The following is a 17,216-nucleotide window of genomic DNA, read 5'->3' on the forward strand; positions in this document are numbered from 1 at the left end:
CAATGTTTGTGCGGCGCCACACTAGTCCTTCAAAACCGCGCGGCAAGGGCGTGACGTCGCATTTTGCGATTGCGAGAGCAGGACGAATAGGCGAGAAGAGCCCGCTTTTCCAGCGGAAATGGACCGTAAATATGTCAGACGCAATACGGGCAGTGATCCTCGGCATCATCGAGGGTGTGACCGAGTTCCTTCCCGTGTCCTCGACCGGCCACCTTCTGCTCGCGGAGCGCTTCTTCCATCTCGGCGAAGGCGCCTTCTGGGATTCGTTTACCGTTCTGATCCAGCTCGGCGCGATCCTCGCGATCGTTGTGCTGTACTTCAAGAAATTGTGGGACGTCGCGATCGGTATGTTCACCGGCGACGCCTATGCGCGCCGCTTCGTGATCGGCGTGCTGGTGGCGTTCCTGCCCGCGGTCATCGTCGGTCTCGTCGCCGGCAAATACATCAAGAGCCTGCTGTTCAATCCCTGGGTCGTGTGCTTCTCGCTGATCGTCGGCGGCGCCATCCTGCTGTGGGTCGATCGGCTCGATCTCAAGGCGCGCGAGCATGACGCCACCCGCTTTCCGCTGCTGATGTATCTCTATATCGGCATCGCGCAGTGCATCGCGATGATCCCGGGCGTGTCGCGCTCCGGCGCCAGCATCGTCGCCGCGATGTTTCTGGGCGCCGACAAGCGCGCGGCGGCGGAGTTCTCGTTCTTTCTCGCCATCCCCACCATGATCGGCGCGTTCGCCTACGATTTCTACAAGAACCGCTCCGAGATGACGATGGACCACATGGGCATCGTCGCGATCGGCTTCGTGGCGTCGTTCATCACCGCGATCATCGTGGTGAAGACGTTCTTGAGCTACGTCACCCGCCACGGCTTCGCGGTGTTCGCCTGGTGGCGCGTCATCGTCGGCACGCTCGGCCTGATCGCGCTGGCGCTCGGCCGTTAACCTCTCGAAAACTCACTGACGCGCCTCAACGCAATATAAGCTTTTGATCGGTAGGCAGTTTCCAGAGCAGGGCGGCGCGCGCCCGGCACAGGAGCTGAGCCATGACCCTCGTCAGCGGCTGGGGGCGTTTCCCGGTCGTCGATAGCGAGCTGCTGCGGCCGCGGTCGTTCGAGGCCGTGGGCGGAGCTGTGGTGACGGGCTCCGTGGCTCGGGGCAATGGCCGCGCCTATGGCGATGCCGCGATCGGCGCCATCAGAACCATCGCGATGACGGGGTTCGACCGGGTCCGGTCGTTCGATCCCGTGACCGGGCGCATCCGCCTCGAAGCCGGCGTGCTGCTGTCGGACCTGATCGACACCTTTGGTCCGCGCGGTTTCCTGCCCTTCGTCGTGCCGGGTACGCGCTTCGTCTCGGTTGGCGGCGCCATTGCCGCCGATGTCCACGGCAAGAACCATCATTGCGAGGGCGGTTTCGGCCGCTATGTCGACAGCATCCTGCTGCGCACCGGGCAGGGCGAGACCATCGAGGCCTCGCGCGAGCAGAATTCCGATGCCTTCTTCGCGACCGTCGGCGGCATGGGCCTCACCGGGGTGATCCTCGAGGCGACGATGCGGCTACGACCGGTCGAAACGGGGTGGATCCGCGAGCGGGTGATCTCCGCATCCGATCTCGACTCCGCGATGCGCGCGCTCGATGCGGGCGATTCCGCGACCTATTCGGTGGCCTGGATCGATTGTGCCGCACGCGGCAGTGAACTCGGCCGCTCGCTGATCTATCTCGGCGAGCACGCAAGGACGGGCGAGATTGCCGACGGCGCCGGTGCATTTCCCGCCGGCAAAAATCCCGGCCTCGCGGTGCCCGTCGACCTGCCGTCGATGACGCTGAACCGCTACAGCATCCGCGCCTTCAACGAGCTCTACTACCGCATGGGCGCGCGGCGCGCCGGCGGCGGCCATGTGGTCTCGCTCTATCCGTATTTCTTCCCGCTCGACAGTATCGCCGACTGGAACCGCATCTACGGCCGGCGCGGCTTCCTCCAGCATCAATGCGTGATCCCGGAGCTGGGCGCCCGCGCCGTGCTCGGCGAGATCCTCGATCGCGTCGCCCGGCGCGGCGATGCCTCCTTCCTCGCGGTGCTCAAGAAACTCGGCAGGGCGACGGCATCCTGTCGTTCCCGCTGCCCGGCTACACGCTGGCGCTGGATTTCCCGGTGAAGGGCGACATCCTGAATTTCCTCGACGAGATCGATCGCCTGGTCGTCGCCGCCGGCGGCCGGCTTTATCTGGCCAAGGACGCCCGCCAGTCGCGCGCCACGTTCGAGGCCGGCTATCCGGCCTTGCGGCGCTTCAACGCAATCCGCAAATCGCTCGATCCCGCCGGGACCATCCGCTCAAAACTTTCACAACGCCTGTTCGATGAGGTTTAAGCCGTGACGTCACGCAAGTCCGCAATTGTGCTCGGTGGCTCCTCCGATATCGGCCGCGCCGCCGCGCGCGCCTTTGCCAAGGCCGGATACGATGTCGCCCTCGCGGGCCGTGACGTCGCCGCACTCGAGCCTGACGCCGCCGATCTGCGCGCGCGCTACAATGTCGAGGTTGGCCTCCACACATTCGATGTGCTCGATACCGCTTCGTTCGAGGGTTTTGTGAGCGGCCTTGCTGCGTTGCCTGATGTCGTTGTCTCGATCGTCGGCCTGCTGGGCGTGCAGCAAAATGCCGAGAGCGATCTCGCGCACGCCACCACGATCATGCGCTCGAACTACGAGGGCCCGTCGCTGATCCTCGGCCTGTTCGCAGAGAAATTTTTGGCGCGCGGCAGTGGTACGCTCGTCGGCGTCTCGTCCGTCGCCGGCGATCGCGGCCGTGCCTCCAATTATGTCTACGGATCGGCCAAGGCAGGCTTCTCCGCCTTCCTGTCGGGCCTGCGCGCCCGCGCCAGCCGCGACGGCGTCCATGTCGTCACCGTAAAACCCGGCTTCGTCCGCACGAAAATGACGGAAGGCATGAAGCTGATCGGCCCGCTCACCGTCGAGGCGCCGGTCGTCGGCGATGCGATCCTCAACGCCGTCGAGAAGAAGACCGACGTCGTCTATGTCAGCGGCAAATGGCGTCTCGTGATGCTCATCATCAAGACGCTGCCGGAAGCGATTTTCAAGAAGCTGAAGTTCTGAGGCGGTTGCGACCCACACCACAGTCTCGTCACGCCCGGCCTTGTGCCGGGCATCCACGTTCTTGGTGGCCGCGGTGAGAAAGACGTGGATGGCCGGGTCAAGCCCGGCCATGACGCTGCGGAAACCTCAAACGCTCATTCGCTGGAACTGCCCGGCCGCGCGAAAACGCCAGAGATATTGCGGGGCGATGGCCTCCAGCGAATCCGCGGCAATGCCAAGGCCTTCCAGCGTCAGCCCCGCCGCCTTGGCCGCCTCCGACACGACATTGTCGTGCTCGAGCAGCGTGACCTGGTCAGGCGTAAGCTTCAGCGCACCCGGCGCGAATTGCAGGAAGTTGGCCTGGAAGCGAGCAAGGCCGAACGACAGCGGGACCAGCGCCCGCTTGCGGTCGGTGATGGCCAAAATGGCCTCGATGATCTCGCGCATGGTCAGCACTTCCGGCCCGCCGAGCTCGTAGGTCGCGCCCGCCTTGGCCTTGCCGTCGACCGCATCCGCGATCGCGGTGGCGACGTCGCCGACATAGACCGGCTGCATCCTGGTCTCGGCGCCGATCAGCGGCAGCACCGGCGACATCCGCGCCAGCGCGGCAAAACGGTTGGTGAACTGGTCCTCGGGGCCGAACATCACGGAGGGACGGAAGATGGTGGCCGAGGGCACCGCGGCCAGCACCGCCGCCTCGCCGGCCGCCTTGGCCTTGGCATAGCGCGAGGGCGATTCCGCATCGGCGCCGATCGCGGAGACATGCACGAGGCGCGCGCCGGCAGCGGCCGCCGCCTTGGCGACGGTCTCGGCGCCTCTGGCCTGGACGGCGTCAAAGCTCTGCGCGCCGCCCTCGGTGAGGATGCCGACCAGATTGATCACGACATGCGAATCACGCAGCGCCGCCTCGACCGACGCCGGATAGCGCAGATTCGCCTGCACGGTGTGGACTTGCCCGACCTTGCCGGAAGGCTGGAGGTACCCGGCCAGTTCCGGCCGCCGCACCGCGACCCGGACCCGGTAATCCCGCCGGCACAGCGCGCGGACGACATTCCGGCCCAAAAACCCCGATCCGCCGAAAACCGTGACGAGAGTTTCCAGATTCGATGCCATGGGATCCATTCCTGGGGTCCATTCCTGCGGAAAGAGTGCGTGTTATCAGGCTTGTATCGGGCCGGTTTGCGATGCGCAATCCGCATCCCCGCGCAGGTGCCAAGCAGCATTTGACAACCGCGTCACCGAACCGTAGTAACCGCCTCCGTGCCCCAAACGGCATGCCCAGGTGGTGGAATTGGTAGACGCGCTGGCTTCAGGTGCCAGTGGCTTAACGGCCGTGAAGGTTCGAGTCCTTTCCTGGGCACCATACAATTCTGGAAAATGAGCAATTCCAGTTAGTTGAGCCCCATCTGCGTGCTTGGACGGCTCCCTTGGCCACGGGTGGTTTTGTCTCGCCCGGCGAGCGCGCTCAACCCATCCGTTCCCTCTTGGCGAGGATGGCGGCCGCGGGTTCCTGGCTTGCAAGAATACGCTCGCCGTGTCGGCACCGGCGCTTCCTATTTCGCAGAGCGTTTGCGCTGGATGCGCCCGCCCGGTTTGCTGGCCCACAAATACAAACCGCTCACCAGCACCAGATCGTCACGATGTCGAAAAACGCCCAGACGAGCTTGGGCGCCAGGCCGGGAAACGTCGTCGGAAAATGCAACGGCTCGGCGATCAGCAGCGCCTTCGTGACACCCGTCGGCTCGAATACGTCAGACACGCCACCGGTATGGGCGTCGATGAGCACCGCGTAGAAGAGCTCCTGTGTCATCATTTGTCCGTCCTTCATCAGAACGACGTAGTGGTTGGACGGACTGATCTCAGCGTTCGGGAACAACAACAACATCACTCGCGCTGCTGGCACCTTGCCGCGGGCAGCAGCAATCGCAGCTTCGATTGACCCAGGCCGATCGACCTCGTCCTTCGCCCTGCCCGTGTCATGGCGACCCGCCGCCGAATCTCGTCGGACATGGCCGTCCTTACCGACGTGGAAACGGGGCCATGCAGGGTGTTGATTGCTCCGGTCGTGGCAACGAGGAGCAGCCATGCCATCGTAATGATGCCCGTCAGATTGTGCAGGTCGAGCCACAATAGTTTTCGGCTCTTGTTCGCGTGCGAACCGTGCCAAATCCAAATCGGCGGACGAATGGCGGATAGAGTATCAAGCCCGAGATGACAGCGGCGATGACGACGAGTGCCATGCCGGCAAGGAACAAGCCGCCGGGCAGCCCCAGATACAAATCCGCGTGCAGCGTGTGCAGGAATTGCATCGCGGGACCACGCCGTTGCGGCATCGTTGTGAGCTGACCGGTGCGAAGGTCGATCACCTCGCGGTGTATCCGGGTGGGTCCGCCATCCGGGGTTGGCGCCGAGCGGGTCTCCACGATGGGCCACCGCTTGGCAAATTCGAGTGAGATCATCGTATCGCCGGGGTGTCTCGCCAGCGCTGCCGCGACGATGGAATCAAGCGTTGGCGCGCCATTGCTTGCCGGGACTTCGGCCAACGTTCCCGATGAACCAAACGCCTCGTCGATCTCTTTTTGAAATATCAGCGGCAAGCCCGTCAGGGAGAGGATCAGCAGGAACAGCGTCGAGATGATGCTCGTCCAGCGGTGGATGCCGGCCCACGTCCGCAGCGATCGCATGTTGGGTCGCTTCCGCGCGGCGATACGCGACGCATTTACCAGTAGCGATGTCATGTCGGGTCTTGAGTCCCCAGCAATTGCGCGTCTGTGACAATTGACCGCGGTGGTTTCGCGCGGTCTGCCTCATGGCTCGTCGCGATCCCATCCGGCGCGTTGCGGTCTTACGAAGTTTTTCGAATCGTGCGTTCGGGCGGCAGCAAAAGGCTTTCGCGCTTACCAACAATCGATGCGATGTGAAATCGAAACGTAGAGCGGCGCGCCAGGATCACCTGGAAGCTTAGATGCCTTCTAGTTGGCATGGATTTTCCCGAATGCTTATTCGCTCTCGTCCCAAGCGATTCGTGTCTGGGACGGGGCATCAAGAAGAAAAGACTCCGGGGACTGCATGCTTAACGACGTGACCTTCTCGCGCGCATTCGGGCTTGCGTGCGTGTCAGTGTTTTTGACCACGACCTCATCCGTCGCACAGCAGTCGGGCCGCCAACAATCGGCGACGTCCGGACAGTCACTCCCTCCCGTGACCGTCGTCGCGCCTGAGCAGCGAGCCTCTCTCGCGCGGCGACAGCGGTCATCCAATACATCGCGCGCTGCGACGACGCGGCGGGCAGAGCGACGTGAGAACGCGCCAGTGATGAGCACGCCTGCCACGCTTGGAGCAAGGCAGGCAGCGTTGCCGGTGCCGTATGTTGGAGGGCAAGTCGCAAGGGGCGGACAGGTCGGCCTCCTCGGCAACAGGGATTATATGGAAACGCCATATAGCCTCACGAGCTACACGGAAAAGACCATCCGCGATCAGCAGGCGACCAGTGTCGCCGAGGTCCTGACCAATTCCGATTCGTCGGTACGGGCGGCGATCGGTAGCAGCAATCGCTATGACGCGCTGACCATTCGCGGCTTCCGGGTCGAGAACAGCGAGATCGCGCTGAATGGGCTGTACGGCCTCGTGCCGGCTTACCGGATCAACCCTGCGCCGATCGAGCGCATCGAGCTGCTCAAGGGACCCGGGGCGTTCCTCAATGGCATGGCTCCGTCCGGTAGCATCGGCGGCAGCGTCAATGTCGTGACCAAACGGGCAAACGAGGACCTGACGCGTCTGACTGCCGGCTACATCTCGAATGCGCGGTTTGGCACGGAGATCGACGTGGCGCGCCGTTACGGCGAGCAGCGGGAATGGGGCGTTCGTTTCAACGGCGGGATCGATGGCGGCAATACGACGATCGACCGTCAGTCGGTACGCGACGGAGTCGGTTCGCTTGGCGTTGACTATCGGGGCGAGCGCTTCAGGTGGTCCGCCGATGTCATCTATCAGGACGACTGGATGAAAGCGGCAGCTCGCGGCTACACGCCCGTCACTGGCATCGCGGTGCCGAACGCTCCGGACCCCCGCATCAACCTCGCCCAGCCGTTCGACTATGCCCGCGCGAAGAGCCTCACCGGGCTTACGCGCGCCGAATATGATGTGTCGAATAATGTCACCGTGTTCGGCGCAATCGGCGCCAACCAATTCACCTTCGACAAGCAGGAAGCCCCCGGCGCCACCATTCTAAACACAGCAGGCGATGCCCTCTCGACCTCTCGCTTCCAGACCGGCAAAAACGACGGCGTATCGGGCGAAGCCGGCGTGCGGGCGCGTTTCGACACAGGTCCGGTCGGTCATGAGGTCGCTGTCAGCGGCAGCGCCATGAACCGCACTGACTGGCTCGGTCAGACCAATTACGGAAACTATCTTACCAACATCTACACGCCGACCCTGCTGGCGAGTCCGGGCACCCCGGTGTCTTCATTCCCTGAGGGGAAATCGGCTTTCCTTGGTCTGAGAAGTGTCGGCGTCGCCGATACGCTCTCGATGATGAACGGGATGCTTCAGGTGATCGTCGGAGCGCGACAGCAGCAGGTTATCGCGAACAGCTATGCCCCCGTGAGCGGCCTGGAAGCGACCCACTACGATCAGAGTGCCACGTCGCCTTCCGTGGCGCTGGTGGTTCGGCCGATCAAGGAGCTACGCCAACTACATCGAAGGCCTCACGCCTGGACCAACGCCGCCGTCCGGCGCCGCCAACACCAATGCGGTGTTCGCGCCCTTCAAGACAAAGCAATATGAAGTCGGAACCAAGCTCGATCTCGGAGGCTTCGGCGCGAGCCTCGCGGCATTCCAGATCAGCTTGCCGAGCGGCGTGACCGATCCGGTTACCAGGATCTTCAGTCTCGATGGTGAACAAAGGAACCGCGGCATCGAGTTCAATACGTTCGGCGAAGTCGGGCCCGGGATCCGCGTCCTGGGAGGGGTGACTTACCTCGACGCGCGGCTGACAAAGACTGAAGGGCACCTCCATGATGGCAACCGTGCCATCGGCGCTCCGGAATGGCAGAGCAATCTCGGTGTCGAGTGGGACACTCCGTTCCTGCCCGGGCTGACCACGACGGCGCGTACCATCTACACCAGCCAGGCCTATGTCAGCGCTGACAACATCCAAAGTGTTCCGGCCTGGATGACGTTCGACATTGGTGCACGTTACGCAACCCGACTGGCGGGACGACCCACCACGTTCCGTGCATCGCTCACGAACCTCTTCGACAAACGCTATTGGATCGGCAATCCGACCGGTTATGTGATCAGCGGCATGCCGCGTACGTTGTGGTTGTCAATGACGGTTGACTTCTGACGCTGCCAGAGAGGCGCATCGTCCTGCGCCAAGCGCGTCACCGAACCATGGTAACCGCCTCCGTGCCCCAAACGGCGCGCAGGTGGGTGGAATTGGTAGACGCTCTGGCTTCAAGTGCCAGTGGCTTAACGGCCGTGAAGGTTCGAGTCCTTTCCTGGGCACCAGCTTTTTCTGGATACCCAGCATTTCCAGATAGATAAATCGCATCCTTGTGTTGCGTGACCACGACTGCGCAACGAAGGGGCGCGGTCCCGCCGATACGCCGGGGTGGGTCTTGGTCATTCAAGCAGCGCATTCCCAATCGCGGCCAGTAGTGACAGGCGGGTCACTTTGAGCACCCTTCGCCTGTGACGACGTCTCGCCCAGAATTGACTTCGACCCGACGCGGATTTCGGCGATCGCTCACGATGTCGACGTATCATTCGTATCGATCGCGAGTTCGTCACTCGCGACGCGTGTGACGTCACCCGTCCGGCAATCACCTGCTCGATGTTTCGCCGTTTCCAATTCGCACGACAATCTGCAGAGCCGAACGGCTGATAACAATGATGTTGACGACGATTGACTGCTTGCTGCGGTAACACAAGCCCAAAGCTGCGTGCACGGCTGCTCCTGCAGATTATGCAACGCAGGTCTGTGATTGATGTCCGGCGCAAAACTCGGATAGCCTTCGGGAAGGCCTGACCCCGACAGGGAGTGTGCTTCGTTGAAGAATGATCAAGCGCCAAAGCTTCTTCGACGTGACTTGCTTCGGCTGACAATTGTCGGTGCCGGTGCGTTGGGTGCCGGCCAATTGTTGCCGGCAGCGGCTTCCGCAAAGCCCGTTGATCTCGATCAGAAGCGGAAGGCTCGCTATCGACCTGACTCCCAGGAAGTCAGGAATTTCTACCGCGTCAACAGCTATCCCGCTCGATAGGAGACTTCCGTGCTGATCAGGAAGTCCGAACGTCGTCCGGAGCGTGCCAGGCTTTTCGATGCGGCGGCCGACGAAGCATCGGCGAAACTGGACCGGCGGACGTTCCTGAAGCGCTCGGGAGTCACGGCCGGCGCGTTAGCCGCGGTGGGTGAACTCGCGCTGCACAGCGTGCGCAAGGCCGAAGCCGGTCCGCCGCCGCCCGTCGGCGCAACGGTCACGACCCGCAAGAACGTCTGCACGCACTGCTCGGTCGGTTGCTCGGTGATCGCCAAGGTCGCCAACGGCGTATGGATCGGGCAGGAGCCCGACTACGACAGTCCGATCAATCGCGGCTCGCATTGCTGCAAGGGCGCGGCAGTTCGCGACGACGTGTTGAACGAACGACGCCTGCGTTACCCCGTGAAGCTCGTCAACGGACAGTGGACGCGCATTTCCTGGGAGACGGCGATCGACGAGATCGGCGACAAGCTGCTGGATATCCGCCAGAAGGCGGGGCCCGACTCGGTCTATTGGCTTGGCTCCGCCAAGTTCACCAACGAGGCCGCTTATCTCAATCGCAAGCTTGCGGCGTTCTGGGGCACCAATAATTCCGATCACCAGGCGCGGATCTGCCACTCCACGACGGTCACCGGTGTAGCCAATACCTGGGGCTACGGCGCGATGACCAACAGCTACAACGACATCCGCAACGCCAAGACCATCCTGCTGATGGGTGGCAATCCAGCCGAGGCCCATCCGGTTTCGCTGCAGCACATTCTTGAAGGCAAGGAGCTCAACCGCGCCAACATGATCGTGGTCGATCCCCGGATGACGCGGACAGCTGCGCACGCGACCGAATATGTCCGGGTTCGCCCCGGCACGCATATCGCCACGATCTACGGCATGCTGTGGCACATTTTCGAGAATGGCTGGGAGGACAAGGAATTCCTCGCTCAGCGCGTCTATGGCCTGGATGAGGCCCGGAAGCAGGTTGCGAAGTGGCCGCCCAAGGAGGTCGAGCGCGTGACCGGCCTGCCGGAGGCGCAGGTCAAGCACGTCGCCGAACTGTTCGCCAAACAGAAGCCGTCCACCCTGATCTGGGCGATGGGGCAGACCCAGTTCACCACCGGCACCGCCAATGTCCGCGCCAGCTGCCTGTTGCTGCTCGCCACCGGCAACATGGGGCTGCCCGGCGCAGGCGCCAACATTTTCCGCGGCCACACCAACGTGCAGGGTGCAACCGATCTCGGTCTCGATGTCACGTCGCTGCCGCTGTACTACGGTCTTGCCGAGGAGGCCTGGCGGCATTGGTGCCGGGTATGGGAGGTCGACTACGACTGGATGAAGTCGCGCTTCCCCGACAAGAAGCTGATGGAAACGCCTGGCATTCCCAGCACGCGCTGGTTCGACGCAACCCTGCTCCCGAAGAATCAGATCAGCCAGCCCAATCCGGTGCAGGCCATGTTCATCATGGGCCATGGCGTCAACACCATCACGCGGATGCCGGAAGCGGTGAAGGGCATCGAGAAGCTGGAGTTGCTGGTGGTCTGCGATCCCTATCCGACCGCATGGTCGGTGCTGTCGGAGCGCAAGAACGGCACTTACCTCCTGCCGGCCTGCACGAGCTTCGAGATGGAAGGTTCGCGCACCAACTCCAACCGCTCCCTGCAATGGGGCGAAAAGATCGTCGATCCGGTCTTCGAATCGAAGAACGACTACGACACCATGTACCTGTTCGCCCGCAAGTTCGGATTTGCCGACCTGATGTTCAAGAACATCAAGGTCGAGAACGGCGCGGTCTCGGCGGAGGACATCCTGCGCGAGATCAACCGCGGCGGCTGGTCGACGGGCTATTGCGGCCAGTCGCCGGAGCGGCTCAAGGCCCACATGAGAAACCAGCACAAGTTCGACCTGGTGACGCTGCGGGCGCCGAAGGATGATCCGGAGGTTGGTGGAGATTATTACGGCCTGCCATGGCCGTGCTGGGGCACGCCCGAGTACAGGCATCCGGGCACGCCGATCCTCTACAATACCAACCTTCCGGTGAAGGAGGGCGGCGGCACCTTCCGCGCGCGGTTCGGAGTCGAGCGCGTCGTGAAGCGCAAGGTGATGGAGAACGGGCAGGAGGTGGAGCGGGAAGATCACGATAATCTTCTTGCCGAAGGCTCTTACTCCGTCGGTTCGGAGATCAAGGACGGTTATCCCGAGTTCACCCTTGGCGTGCTGAAGAAACTTGGCTGGGACAAGGACCTCACGGCGCAAGAACGCGAGGTGATCGAGCGCATCAATCCGGCCGATCCCGACAAGGTGTCATGGTCGACCGACCTATCCGGCGGCATCCAGCGGGTCGCGATCGAACACGGGTGTTCGCCTTACGGAAACGCCAAGGCACGCATGATCGCGTGGAATCTTCCCGATCCGGTTCCGGTGCATCGCGAGCCGATCTACACGCCGCGTCCCGACCTCGTCGCCGACTATCCGACCTTGCCGGACGCGAAGCAATTCCGCGTGCCCAATATCGGCTTCTCCGTGCAGAAGGCGGCCGTCGATCGCGCGATCTCGAAGCAGTTCCCGCTGATCCTGAGCTCGGGCCGTCTGGTTGAATACGAAGGCGGTGGCGAGGAAACGCGATCCAACAGATGGCTCGCCGAACTGAAGCAGTACATGTACGTCGAGATCAACCCGGCGGATGCAGCCGAGCGCGGCATCGTCGATGGCGGCTGGGTTTGGGTGACCGGTGCAGAGAACAGCTCGCGGGCCCGGATGAAGGCGCAGGTGACTGAACGCGTCGGCAAGGGCGTTGCCTGGATGCCGTTCCATTTCGCCGGCTGGTACGAGGGAGCCGACCTTCGGGCGAAATATCCAACGGGGGCCGATCCCATCGTGCTCGGCGAGAGCAACAACACGCTGACGACCTATGGCTATGATCCTGCCACCGGCATGCAGGAGCCGAAAGCCACGCTGTGTCAGATCAGGGCCGCATGAGAGGTTAGACCAATGGCACGCATGAAATTCCTGTGCGATGCGGACCGTTGCATCGACTGCAATGCCTGTGTGACCGCCTGCAAGAACGAGAACGAAGTGCCTTGGGGCATCAATCGGCGGCGCGTCGTCACGATCAATGACGGCAAGCCCGGCGAGCGGTCGGTGTCGATGGCCTGCATGCACTGTACCGATGCGCCTTGCGCGTCGGTGTGTCCGGTCAAGTGCATCTATCCGACCGAAGACGGCATCGTCCTGCACGACAAGGATTTGTGCATCGGCTGCGGCTATTGCTTCTACGCCTGCCCGTTCGGAGCGCCGCAATATCCCCAGGTCGGGAACTTCGGCTCGCGCGGCAAGATGGACAAGTGCACCTATTGCGCGGGCGGCGGCGGACCGGAGGCGCCGGGCAGCGCCGAAGAATATGCGAAATACGGCTCGAACCGCTTCGGCGAAGGCAAGCTGCCGATGTGCGCCGAGATGTGCTCGACCAAGTCGCTGCTCGCAGGCGATGGCGACATCATCGCCCAGATCTACGAGGAGCGCGTCGAGAAGCGCGGCTACGGCTCCGGAGCCTGGGGCTGGACAACCGCCTATCACGAGGACGTCAAGTCATAAGGGACCTGCGCTTACCGCGACGATTAGGGACGAAGATTGGGTATCCGTCATGACGGCTTTCGCACGCATTCGCTTCGTAGCGCTGTTGTTGATGCTGTTCGGTCTCACGACAGCCCCGGTGCTCGCCCAGAAGCTCGGTCCCGACGGGGCGCCCAATCCGACCGCCAGTGTGGCCAATCAGAAGACGCTTCTCGAGCAGGCGCCGCGCATCCAGGGCCGGATCGACATTCCAGATGTCAAAGCCAGCGTGCTGATGCAGCCGGCGGGACGGACCTGGGATTATTTCCACGAGGTCCTGCTGCACTGGGGTGGGGCGGTGGTGATCGTCGGCATGCTTGCCGTGCTCGCGCTTGCCTATCTGATCATGGGCCGGCTTCGCATCGAAGCGGGGCGCTCCGGCCAGAAGATTGTCCGCTTCAAGGCTTTCGAGCGGTTCGCGCATTGGCTGACAGCGGTTTCGTTCGTGCTGCTCGGATTGACCGGCCTGAACATCACCTTCGGCAAGGTCCTGCTGCGGCCCCTCGTCGGCCCGGATCTGTTCTCGGACATCTCCCAGGTCGCCAAGTACGTGCACAATTTCACGAGCTTCGCCTTCGTGGCGGGCCTCGTTTTGATCACGGTGCTTTTCTTCAGGGACAATCTGTTCAAGCGAGTGGATATTGACTGGGTCAAGCAGGGTGGCGGCTTCATCAAGTCGAAACATGCGCCTGCAGGACGCTTCAATCTCGGTGAGAAAATGGTCTATTGGCTGTCGGTCGCAGCCGGCCTCCTGGTCTCCGCATCGGGGTTCGTGCTGCTGTTTCCCTTCTACGGGACCAACATTGCCGACATGCAGATCGCCCAGGTCGCCCACGCCGTCATCGCGATCCTTTTCATCGCGCTGATCCTGGGACACATCTATATCGGCACGCTCGGCATGGAAGGCGCGTTCGAGGCCATGGGTACCGGCGAGGTCGATATCAATTGGGCGAGAGAGCATCACGACCGCTGGCTCGCCGAAAAGCTCGAAGCGGAAGGCCGGCAAGCCTCGGCGACACCAGCTGAATAGCGCGATGGCGCTCGGCCTAACCTGAACCGGGCAATTCAGTTGGAGCGGCCGTCCGGGTCTCGCTTTGCGTCCCGGTCACGCAGGTAATCGTGTCGTCCGTGAACAAGGCTCTAAGCGATTGAGCGAGAGTCTGTTTTTCGGATTTGAGACGGTTTGAGATTGCAGGGATTGGGAGGTAAAGACCGCCAAAGCCTGCAAATTCGATTGTGGATTGAACGAAGCCGCTGCCGCGGCGTAGGGGGCAAGGTGGCATAGATCGCCTCCTGGCTGAGAGGATGTGGGTGTTGGAGCCCACCCCCTCAGACAGGAGTATCGAGATGGCCGATTTGAGCCCTCTTCGCCGCCGCATGATCGAAGACATGACCGTCCGCAATCTGTCGCCGGCGACGCAAAGATCCTACATCAGCGCGGTTTCGAAGTTCAGCCGCTATTTTGGCCGATCGCCTGACCGGTTAGAGCTGGAAGACGTCCGCGCCTTCCAGGTGCATTTGGTCTCGACCGGCATCTCATGGCCGGCGCTGAACCAGATCGTCTGTGCGCTACGGTTTTTCTACGGCGTCACGCTCGGCGAGGCGCTCATCCCAGAGCGCATTCCCTATGCGCGAGAACCGCGCAAGCTGCCGGTCGTTCTCAGCGCCGACGAAGTGGTTCAGTTTCTTGAAGCGGTATCGAGCCTGAAGAGCCGCGCCGCGCTCACCACCGCCTATGCGGCCGGGCTCAGGGCCTCGGAGGTTGCGGGACTGCGGATCGAAGACATCGACAGCGCCCGCGGCGTCATCCAGGTGCGCCACGGCAAGGGCGCGAAGGATCGCAACGTGATGCTGTCGCCCCAGCTGCTGGGCATCCTGCGCACCTACTGGCGGCTCGCCCGGCCGCGGCTTTATCTGTTCCCTGGTCGTGACGAAGATCATCCGATCGATCAGACCGTGCTGCATGCCGCCTGCCGGTCGGCGGTGAAGGCTGCGGGCCTGACCAAGCGCGTCACGCTGCACACGCTGCGCCACAGCTTCGCGACACATCTTCTCGAGAACGGAACCGATATCCGGATCATCCAGGTCTTGCTCGGGCACAATAATTTGTCGTCGACAGCGCGCTACACGCAGGTCGCCACCGATACGATCCGAGCGACGCAGAGCCCGCTCGATCGCCTGTCGCTGGAGGTGACGCCACCTGGATGACCCGCAGCGGGATGCGGGTCATGACCCGCTCCGACATCCGCTCCAACAGGCCCGCCATCGAGATTGCCGATATTCTGCGCCGGCATGGCGACGCCTATCGCCGTGTACATGCCGGTCATCTGGGGCGGGTCGAGCGGCGCGTGATGAGCGCGATCGTTGCGTGCCGGACCGAGGCGCTCGGCGGCCACATGCAGGCTTGCGACGACTGCGGCACGACACGCGTTGCCTATAATTCCTGCCGCAATCGGCACTGTCCGAAGTGTCAGGGGAGAGCCCGAGCCGCGTGGCTCGCCGCGCGTCAAGCCGACCTGCTTCCGGTTCCCTATTTCCACGTCGTCTTTACACTTCCCGCACCGATCGCCGCGATCGCTTTCCAGAACAAGGCCGTCGTCTATGCCATCCTGTTCAAGGCTGCCGCCGAGGCGATGACGACGCTCGCCGCCAATCCACGCCGGCTCGGCGGTGCGATCGGCGGCGTCGCCGTCCTCCACACCTGGGGACAGACGCTGATGCATCATCCCCACGTCCATTGCGTCGTTCCGGGTGGCGGCCTCTCGCCCGATGGCGCGCGCTGGACCGCTTGCCGACCGAACTTCTTCCTGGCCGTCAAACCGTTGTCCAGACTATTTCGCACACTTTTTCTCAAACGTCTGTCGGCAGCCTTCAACTCCGGTGCCTTGCGTTTCTTCGGCGATCTCGGAGCTCTGGCCGAGCCGGCTGCCTTTGCGGCCCACCTCGACGCCATGCGACGCATCAACTGGGTTGTTTACGCCAAGCGGCCCTTCGGCGGACCCGCACAGGTCCTGGCCTATCTCGGCCGCTACACCCATCGCGTCGCGATCGCCAACAGCCGGCTCGTCGCACTCGACGACGATCATGTCGCCTTCTCATGGAAGGACTATCGCCAAAACAGCGCGACAAAGATCATGAATCTCAAGCCCGATGAGTTCATTCGCCGTTTCCTGCTTCATACGCCGCCTGACGGCTTCCACCGCATCCGCCACTTCGGCTTCATGGCCAACCGCCATCGCGCTGCCAAGCTCGCCCTTTGCCGCGAACTTCTCGATCATGAGCGAACAGCCCCAAACGATGGCCAGCCGTCGCCTGTGGATTCGGAGGCTCAAACCTGGGCCGAGGTTCCTGCCTGTCCCGATTGTGGTGGCGTCATGCGCATCATTGAGCGCTTTCGACATAGCTTCAGACGCCCCAGCCCTCGAACATCACCGTTCCGATGCGACACATCGTGAGCCAAGTCATGTCGTGCACGACGATCATCATTCGTCATTTCGCTCCCAGCGTCTCGATCATCGCGGACGATGTCGAATCCGTGCTGTCACACTGCGCGACAACAACCGTCCGATGCAGCAAAAGGCCTATCGCGATCTCAGGCGAAGCGCGTCTGATCTCAACTCTTCCAGGATGCGCACTCCTGTGTCTCTGCCTCACGCGCCGAGCCAGCAGATCGGGCATGGCGATCTCGAACAATCCCCATAGCTGCAAAACCGCGAATAGCCTCCCGCGCCTTCGTTCAATCCGGCTTCAATGAGGTCGCGTCATAAGCGCCTGCCGCGCCCTCGCGTGAGCGCGACCTCACAGAACCCTCCAGATTCCCTTTCGCAGCGGACCATGATTCTGTGTTGCATCGGAGGGGACGATGCGACCGAAGAAGCACAAGACGACGGGATCGAACGACCTGTTCCGGGCGCGGCTGGACCAGATCATCAATCTGAAGCACGAGCTGGTTCTGTTGGCCGGCAAGATCGATTGGGACTGGATCGACGGCGAGATCGCGCCGCTCTACAGCGAGAACGGCCGGCCGGGGATCGAGACCCGCTTCATGATCGGGCTGCTGTTGCTCAAGCAGATTTACGGGCTGTCCGATGAGGGGATTTGCGAGCGCTGGGTCCACGATGCATGTTTCGCGGGATCGTGAGCACGGATTTCAGGGGATCGTGAGCAGAGATTTCAGACGATCGTGAGCACGGATTTCGCGGGATCGTGAGCAGCTTTTCAGCAACTCAGCCCGCTTCGGCCGACAACTCAACCGGCTTAGGAACTGCC

13 protein-coding genes, 2 tRNA genes and 2 pseudogenes are annotated in these 17,216 nt (G+C 62.6%); 13 read left to right on the forward strand and 4 right to left on the reverse strand.

Features of this window, described 5'->3' with window-relative positions; all coding sequences use genetic code 11:
- Window positions 1-131 precede the first annotated feature (131 nt).
- From HAP41_RS00160 to HAP41_RS00170, 3 genes and pseudogenes are all read left to right on the forward strand, one after another.
- Window positions 132-938: an undecaprenyl-diphosphate phosphatase gene (locus HAP41_RS00160; RefSeq protein ID WP_166066129.1), complete on the forward strand. Its 807-nt coding sequence runs from the start codon at window positions 132-134 to the stop codon at window positions 936-938.
- 101 nt (window positions 939-1,039) lie between these two features.
- Window positions 1,040-2,364, forward strand: a pseudogene (locus tag HAP41_RS00165) (FAD-binding oxidoreductase).
- A 3-nt stretch (window positions 2,365-2,367) separates the two neighbouring features.
- A complete protein-coding gene (locus HAP41_RS00170; protein ID WP_166066127.1) occupies window positions 2,368-3,108 on the forward strand; it encodes an SDR family oxidoreductase in 741 nt (246 codons plus the stop codon).
- Window positions 3,109-3,234: 126 nt separating this feature from the next.
- Here HAP41_RS00170 and HAP41_RS00175 read toward each other — a convergent pair whose 3' ends face one another.
- Window positions 3,235-4,200, reverse strand: coding sequence for a complex I NDUFA9 subunit family protein (locus tag HAP41_RS00175; protein ID WP_063985966.1), 966 nt, complete (start codon window positions 4,198-4,200; stop codon window positions 3,235-3,237).
- A 163-nt stretch (window positions 4,201-4,363) separates the two neighbouring features.
- On the opposite strand from HAP41_RS00175, the gene HAP41_RS00180 reads away from it, so the two are divergent.
- Window positions 4,364-4,450 (forward strand) — tRNA-Leu (locus tag HAP41_RS00180).
- 255 nt (window positions 4,451-4,705) lie between these two features.
- On the opposite strand, the gene HAP41_RS00185 is transcribed toward HAP41_RS00180, so the two are convergent.
- The 3 genes from HAP41_RS00185 to HAP41_RS00190 are packed head-to-tail and all read right to left on the reverse strand — an operon-like array spanning window position 4,706 to window position 5,825.
- The gene (locus HAP41_RS00185) at window positions 4,706-4,972 is read right to left on the reverse strand and encodes a hypothetical protein (RefSeq protein ID WP_166066111.1); all 267 of its coding nucleotides are present in this window, start codon (window positions 4,970-4,972) and stop codon (window positions 4,706-4,708) included.
- On the reverse strand, window positions 4,972-5,178 hold the full coding sequence (locus HAP41_RS50585; RefSeq protein ID WP_414643398.1) for a hypothetical protein: 207 nt from the start codon (window positions 5,176-5,178) through the stop codon (window positions 4,972-4,974). The genes HAP41_RS00185 and HAP41_RS50585 overlap by 1 nt, the downstream gene beginning before the upstream one ends.
- A 14-nt stretch (window positions 5,179-5,192) precedes the next feature.
- On the reverse strand, window positions 5,193-5,825 hold the full coding sequence (locus HAP41_RS00190) for a PepSY-associated TM helix domain-containing protein (protein ID WP_166066063.1): 633 nt from the start codon (window positions 5,823-5,825) through the stop codon (window positions 5,193-5,195).
- A gap of 577 nt (window positions 5,826-6,402) precedes the next feature.
- Between HAP41_RS00190 and HAP41_RS00195 the strand changes: the two genes are divergently transcribed.
- The 9 genes and pseudogenes from HAP41_RS00195 to HAP41_RS00235 all read left to right on the forward strand — a co-directional run.
- Complete coding sequence (locus HAP41_RS00195; protein WP_208012678.1) at window positions 6,403-7,872, forward strand: TonB-dependent receptor; 1,470 nt, start codon at window positions 6,403-6,405, stop codon at window positions 7,870-7,872.
- Window positions 7,784-8,434 carry a TonB-dependent receptor gene (locus HAP41_RS00200; RefSeq protein WP_224580970.1) on the forward strand — a complete coding sequence of 217 codons (651 nt, stop codon included), beginning with the start codon at window positions 7,784-7,786 and terminating at the stop codon, window positions 8,432-8,434. The genes HAP41_RS00195 and HAP41_RS00200 overlap by 89 nt, the downstream gene beginning before the upstream one ends.
- A gap of 76 nt (window positions 8,435-8,510) precedes the next feature.
- Window positions 8,511-8,598 (forward strand) — tRNA-Leu (locus tag HAP41_RS00205).
- Between the two features lie 761 nt (window positions 8,599-9,359).
- Window positions 9,360-12,314: a formate dehydrogenase subunit alpha gene (locus HAP41_RS00210; protein ID WP_166066055.1), complete on the forward strand. Its 2,955-nt coding sequence runs from the start codon at window positions 9,360-9,362 to the stop codon at window positions 12,312-12,314.
- A gap of 12 nt (window positions 12,315-12,326) precedes the next feature.
- A complete protein-coding gene (fdh3B, locus tag HAP41_RS00215) occupies window positions 12,327-12,929 on the forward strand; it encodes a formate dehydrogenase FDH3 subunit beta (protein ID WP_014490880.1) in 603 nt (200 codons plus the stop codon).
- Between the two features lie 49 nt (window positions 12,930-12,978).
- Window positions 12,979-13,977, forward strand: a complete 999-nt coding sequence (locus HAP41_RS00220) for a formate dehydrogenase subunit gamma (RefSeq protein WP_166066030.1) — start codon at window positions 12,979-12,981, stop codon at window positions 13,975-13,977.
- 317 nt (window positions 13,978-14,294) lie between these two features.
- The gene (locus HAP41_RS00225; protein WP_029085027.1) at window positions 14,295-15,155 is read left to right on the forward strand and encodes a tyrosine-type recombinase/integrase; all 861 of its coding nucleotides are present in this window, start codon (window positions 14,295-14,297) and stop codon (window positions 15,153-15,155) included.
- Between the two features lie 20 nt (window positions 15,156-15,175).
- Complete coding sequence (locus HAP41_RS00230; RefSeq protein ID WP_166053869.1) at window positions 15,176-16,402, forward strand: IS91 family transposase; 1,227 nt, start codon at window positions 15,176-15,178, stop codon at window positions 16,400-16,402.
- 407 nt (window positions 16,403-16,809) lie between these two features.
- Window positions 16,810-17,076 (forward strand): annotated as a pseudogene (locus HAP41_RS00235) (transposase); the annotation flags it as partial.
- Window positions 17,077-17,216 lie beyond the last annotated feature (140 nt).

Origin of the sequence: Bradyrhizobium barranii subsp. apii (assembly GCF_011516635.5) — a bacterium.
Lineage (GTDB): Bacteria > Pseudomonadota > Alphaproteobacteria > Rhizobiales > Xanthobacteraceae > Bradyrhizobium > Bradyrhizobium barranii.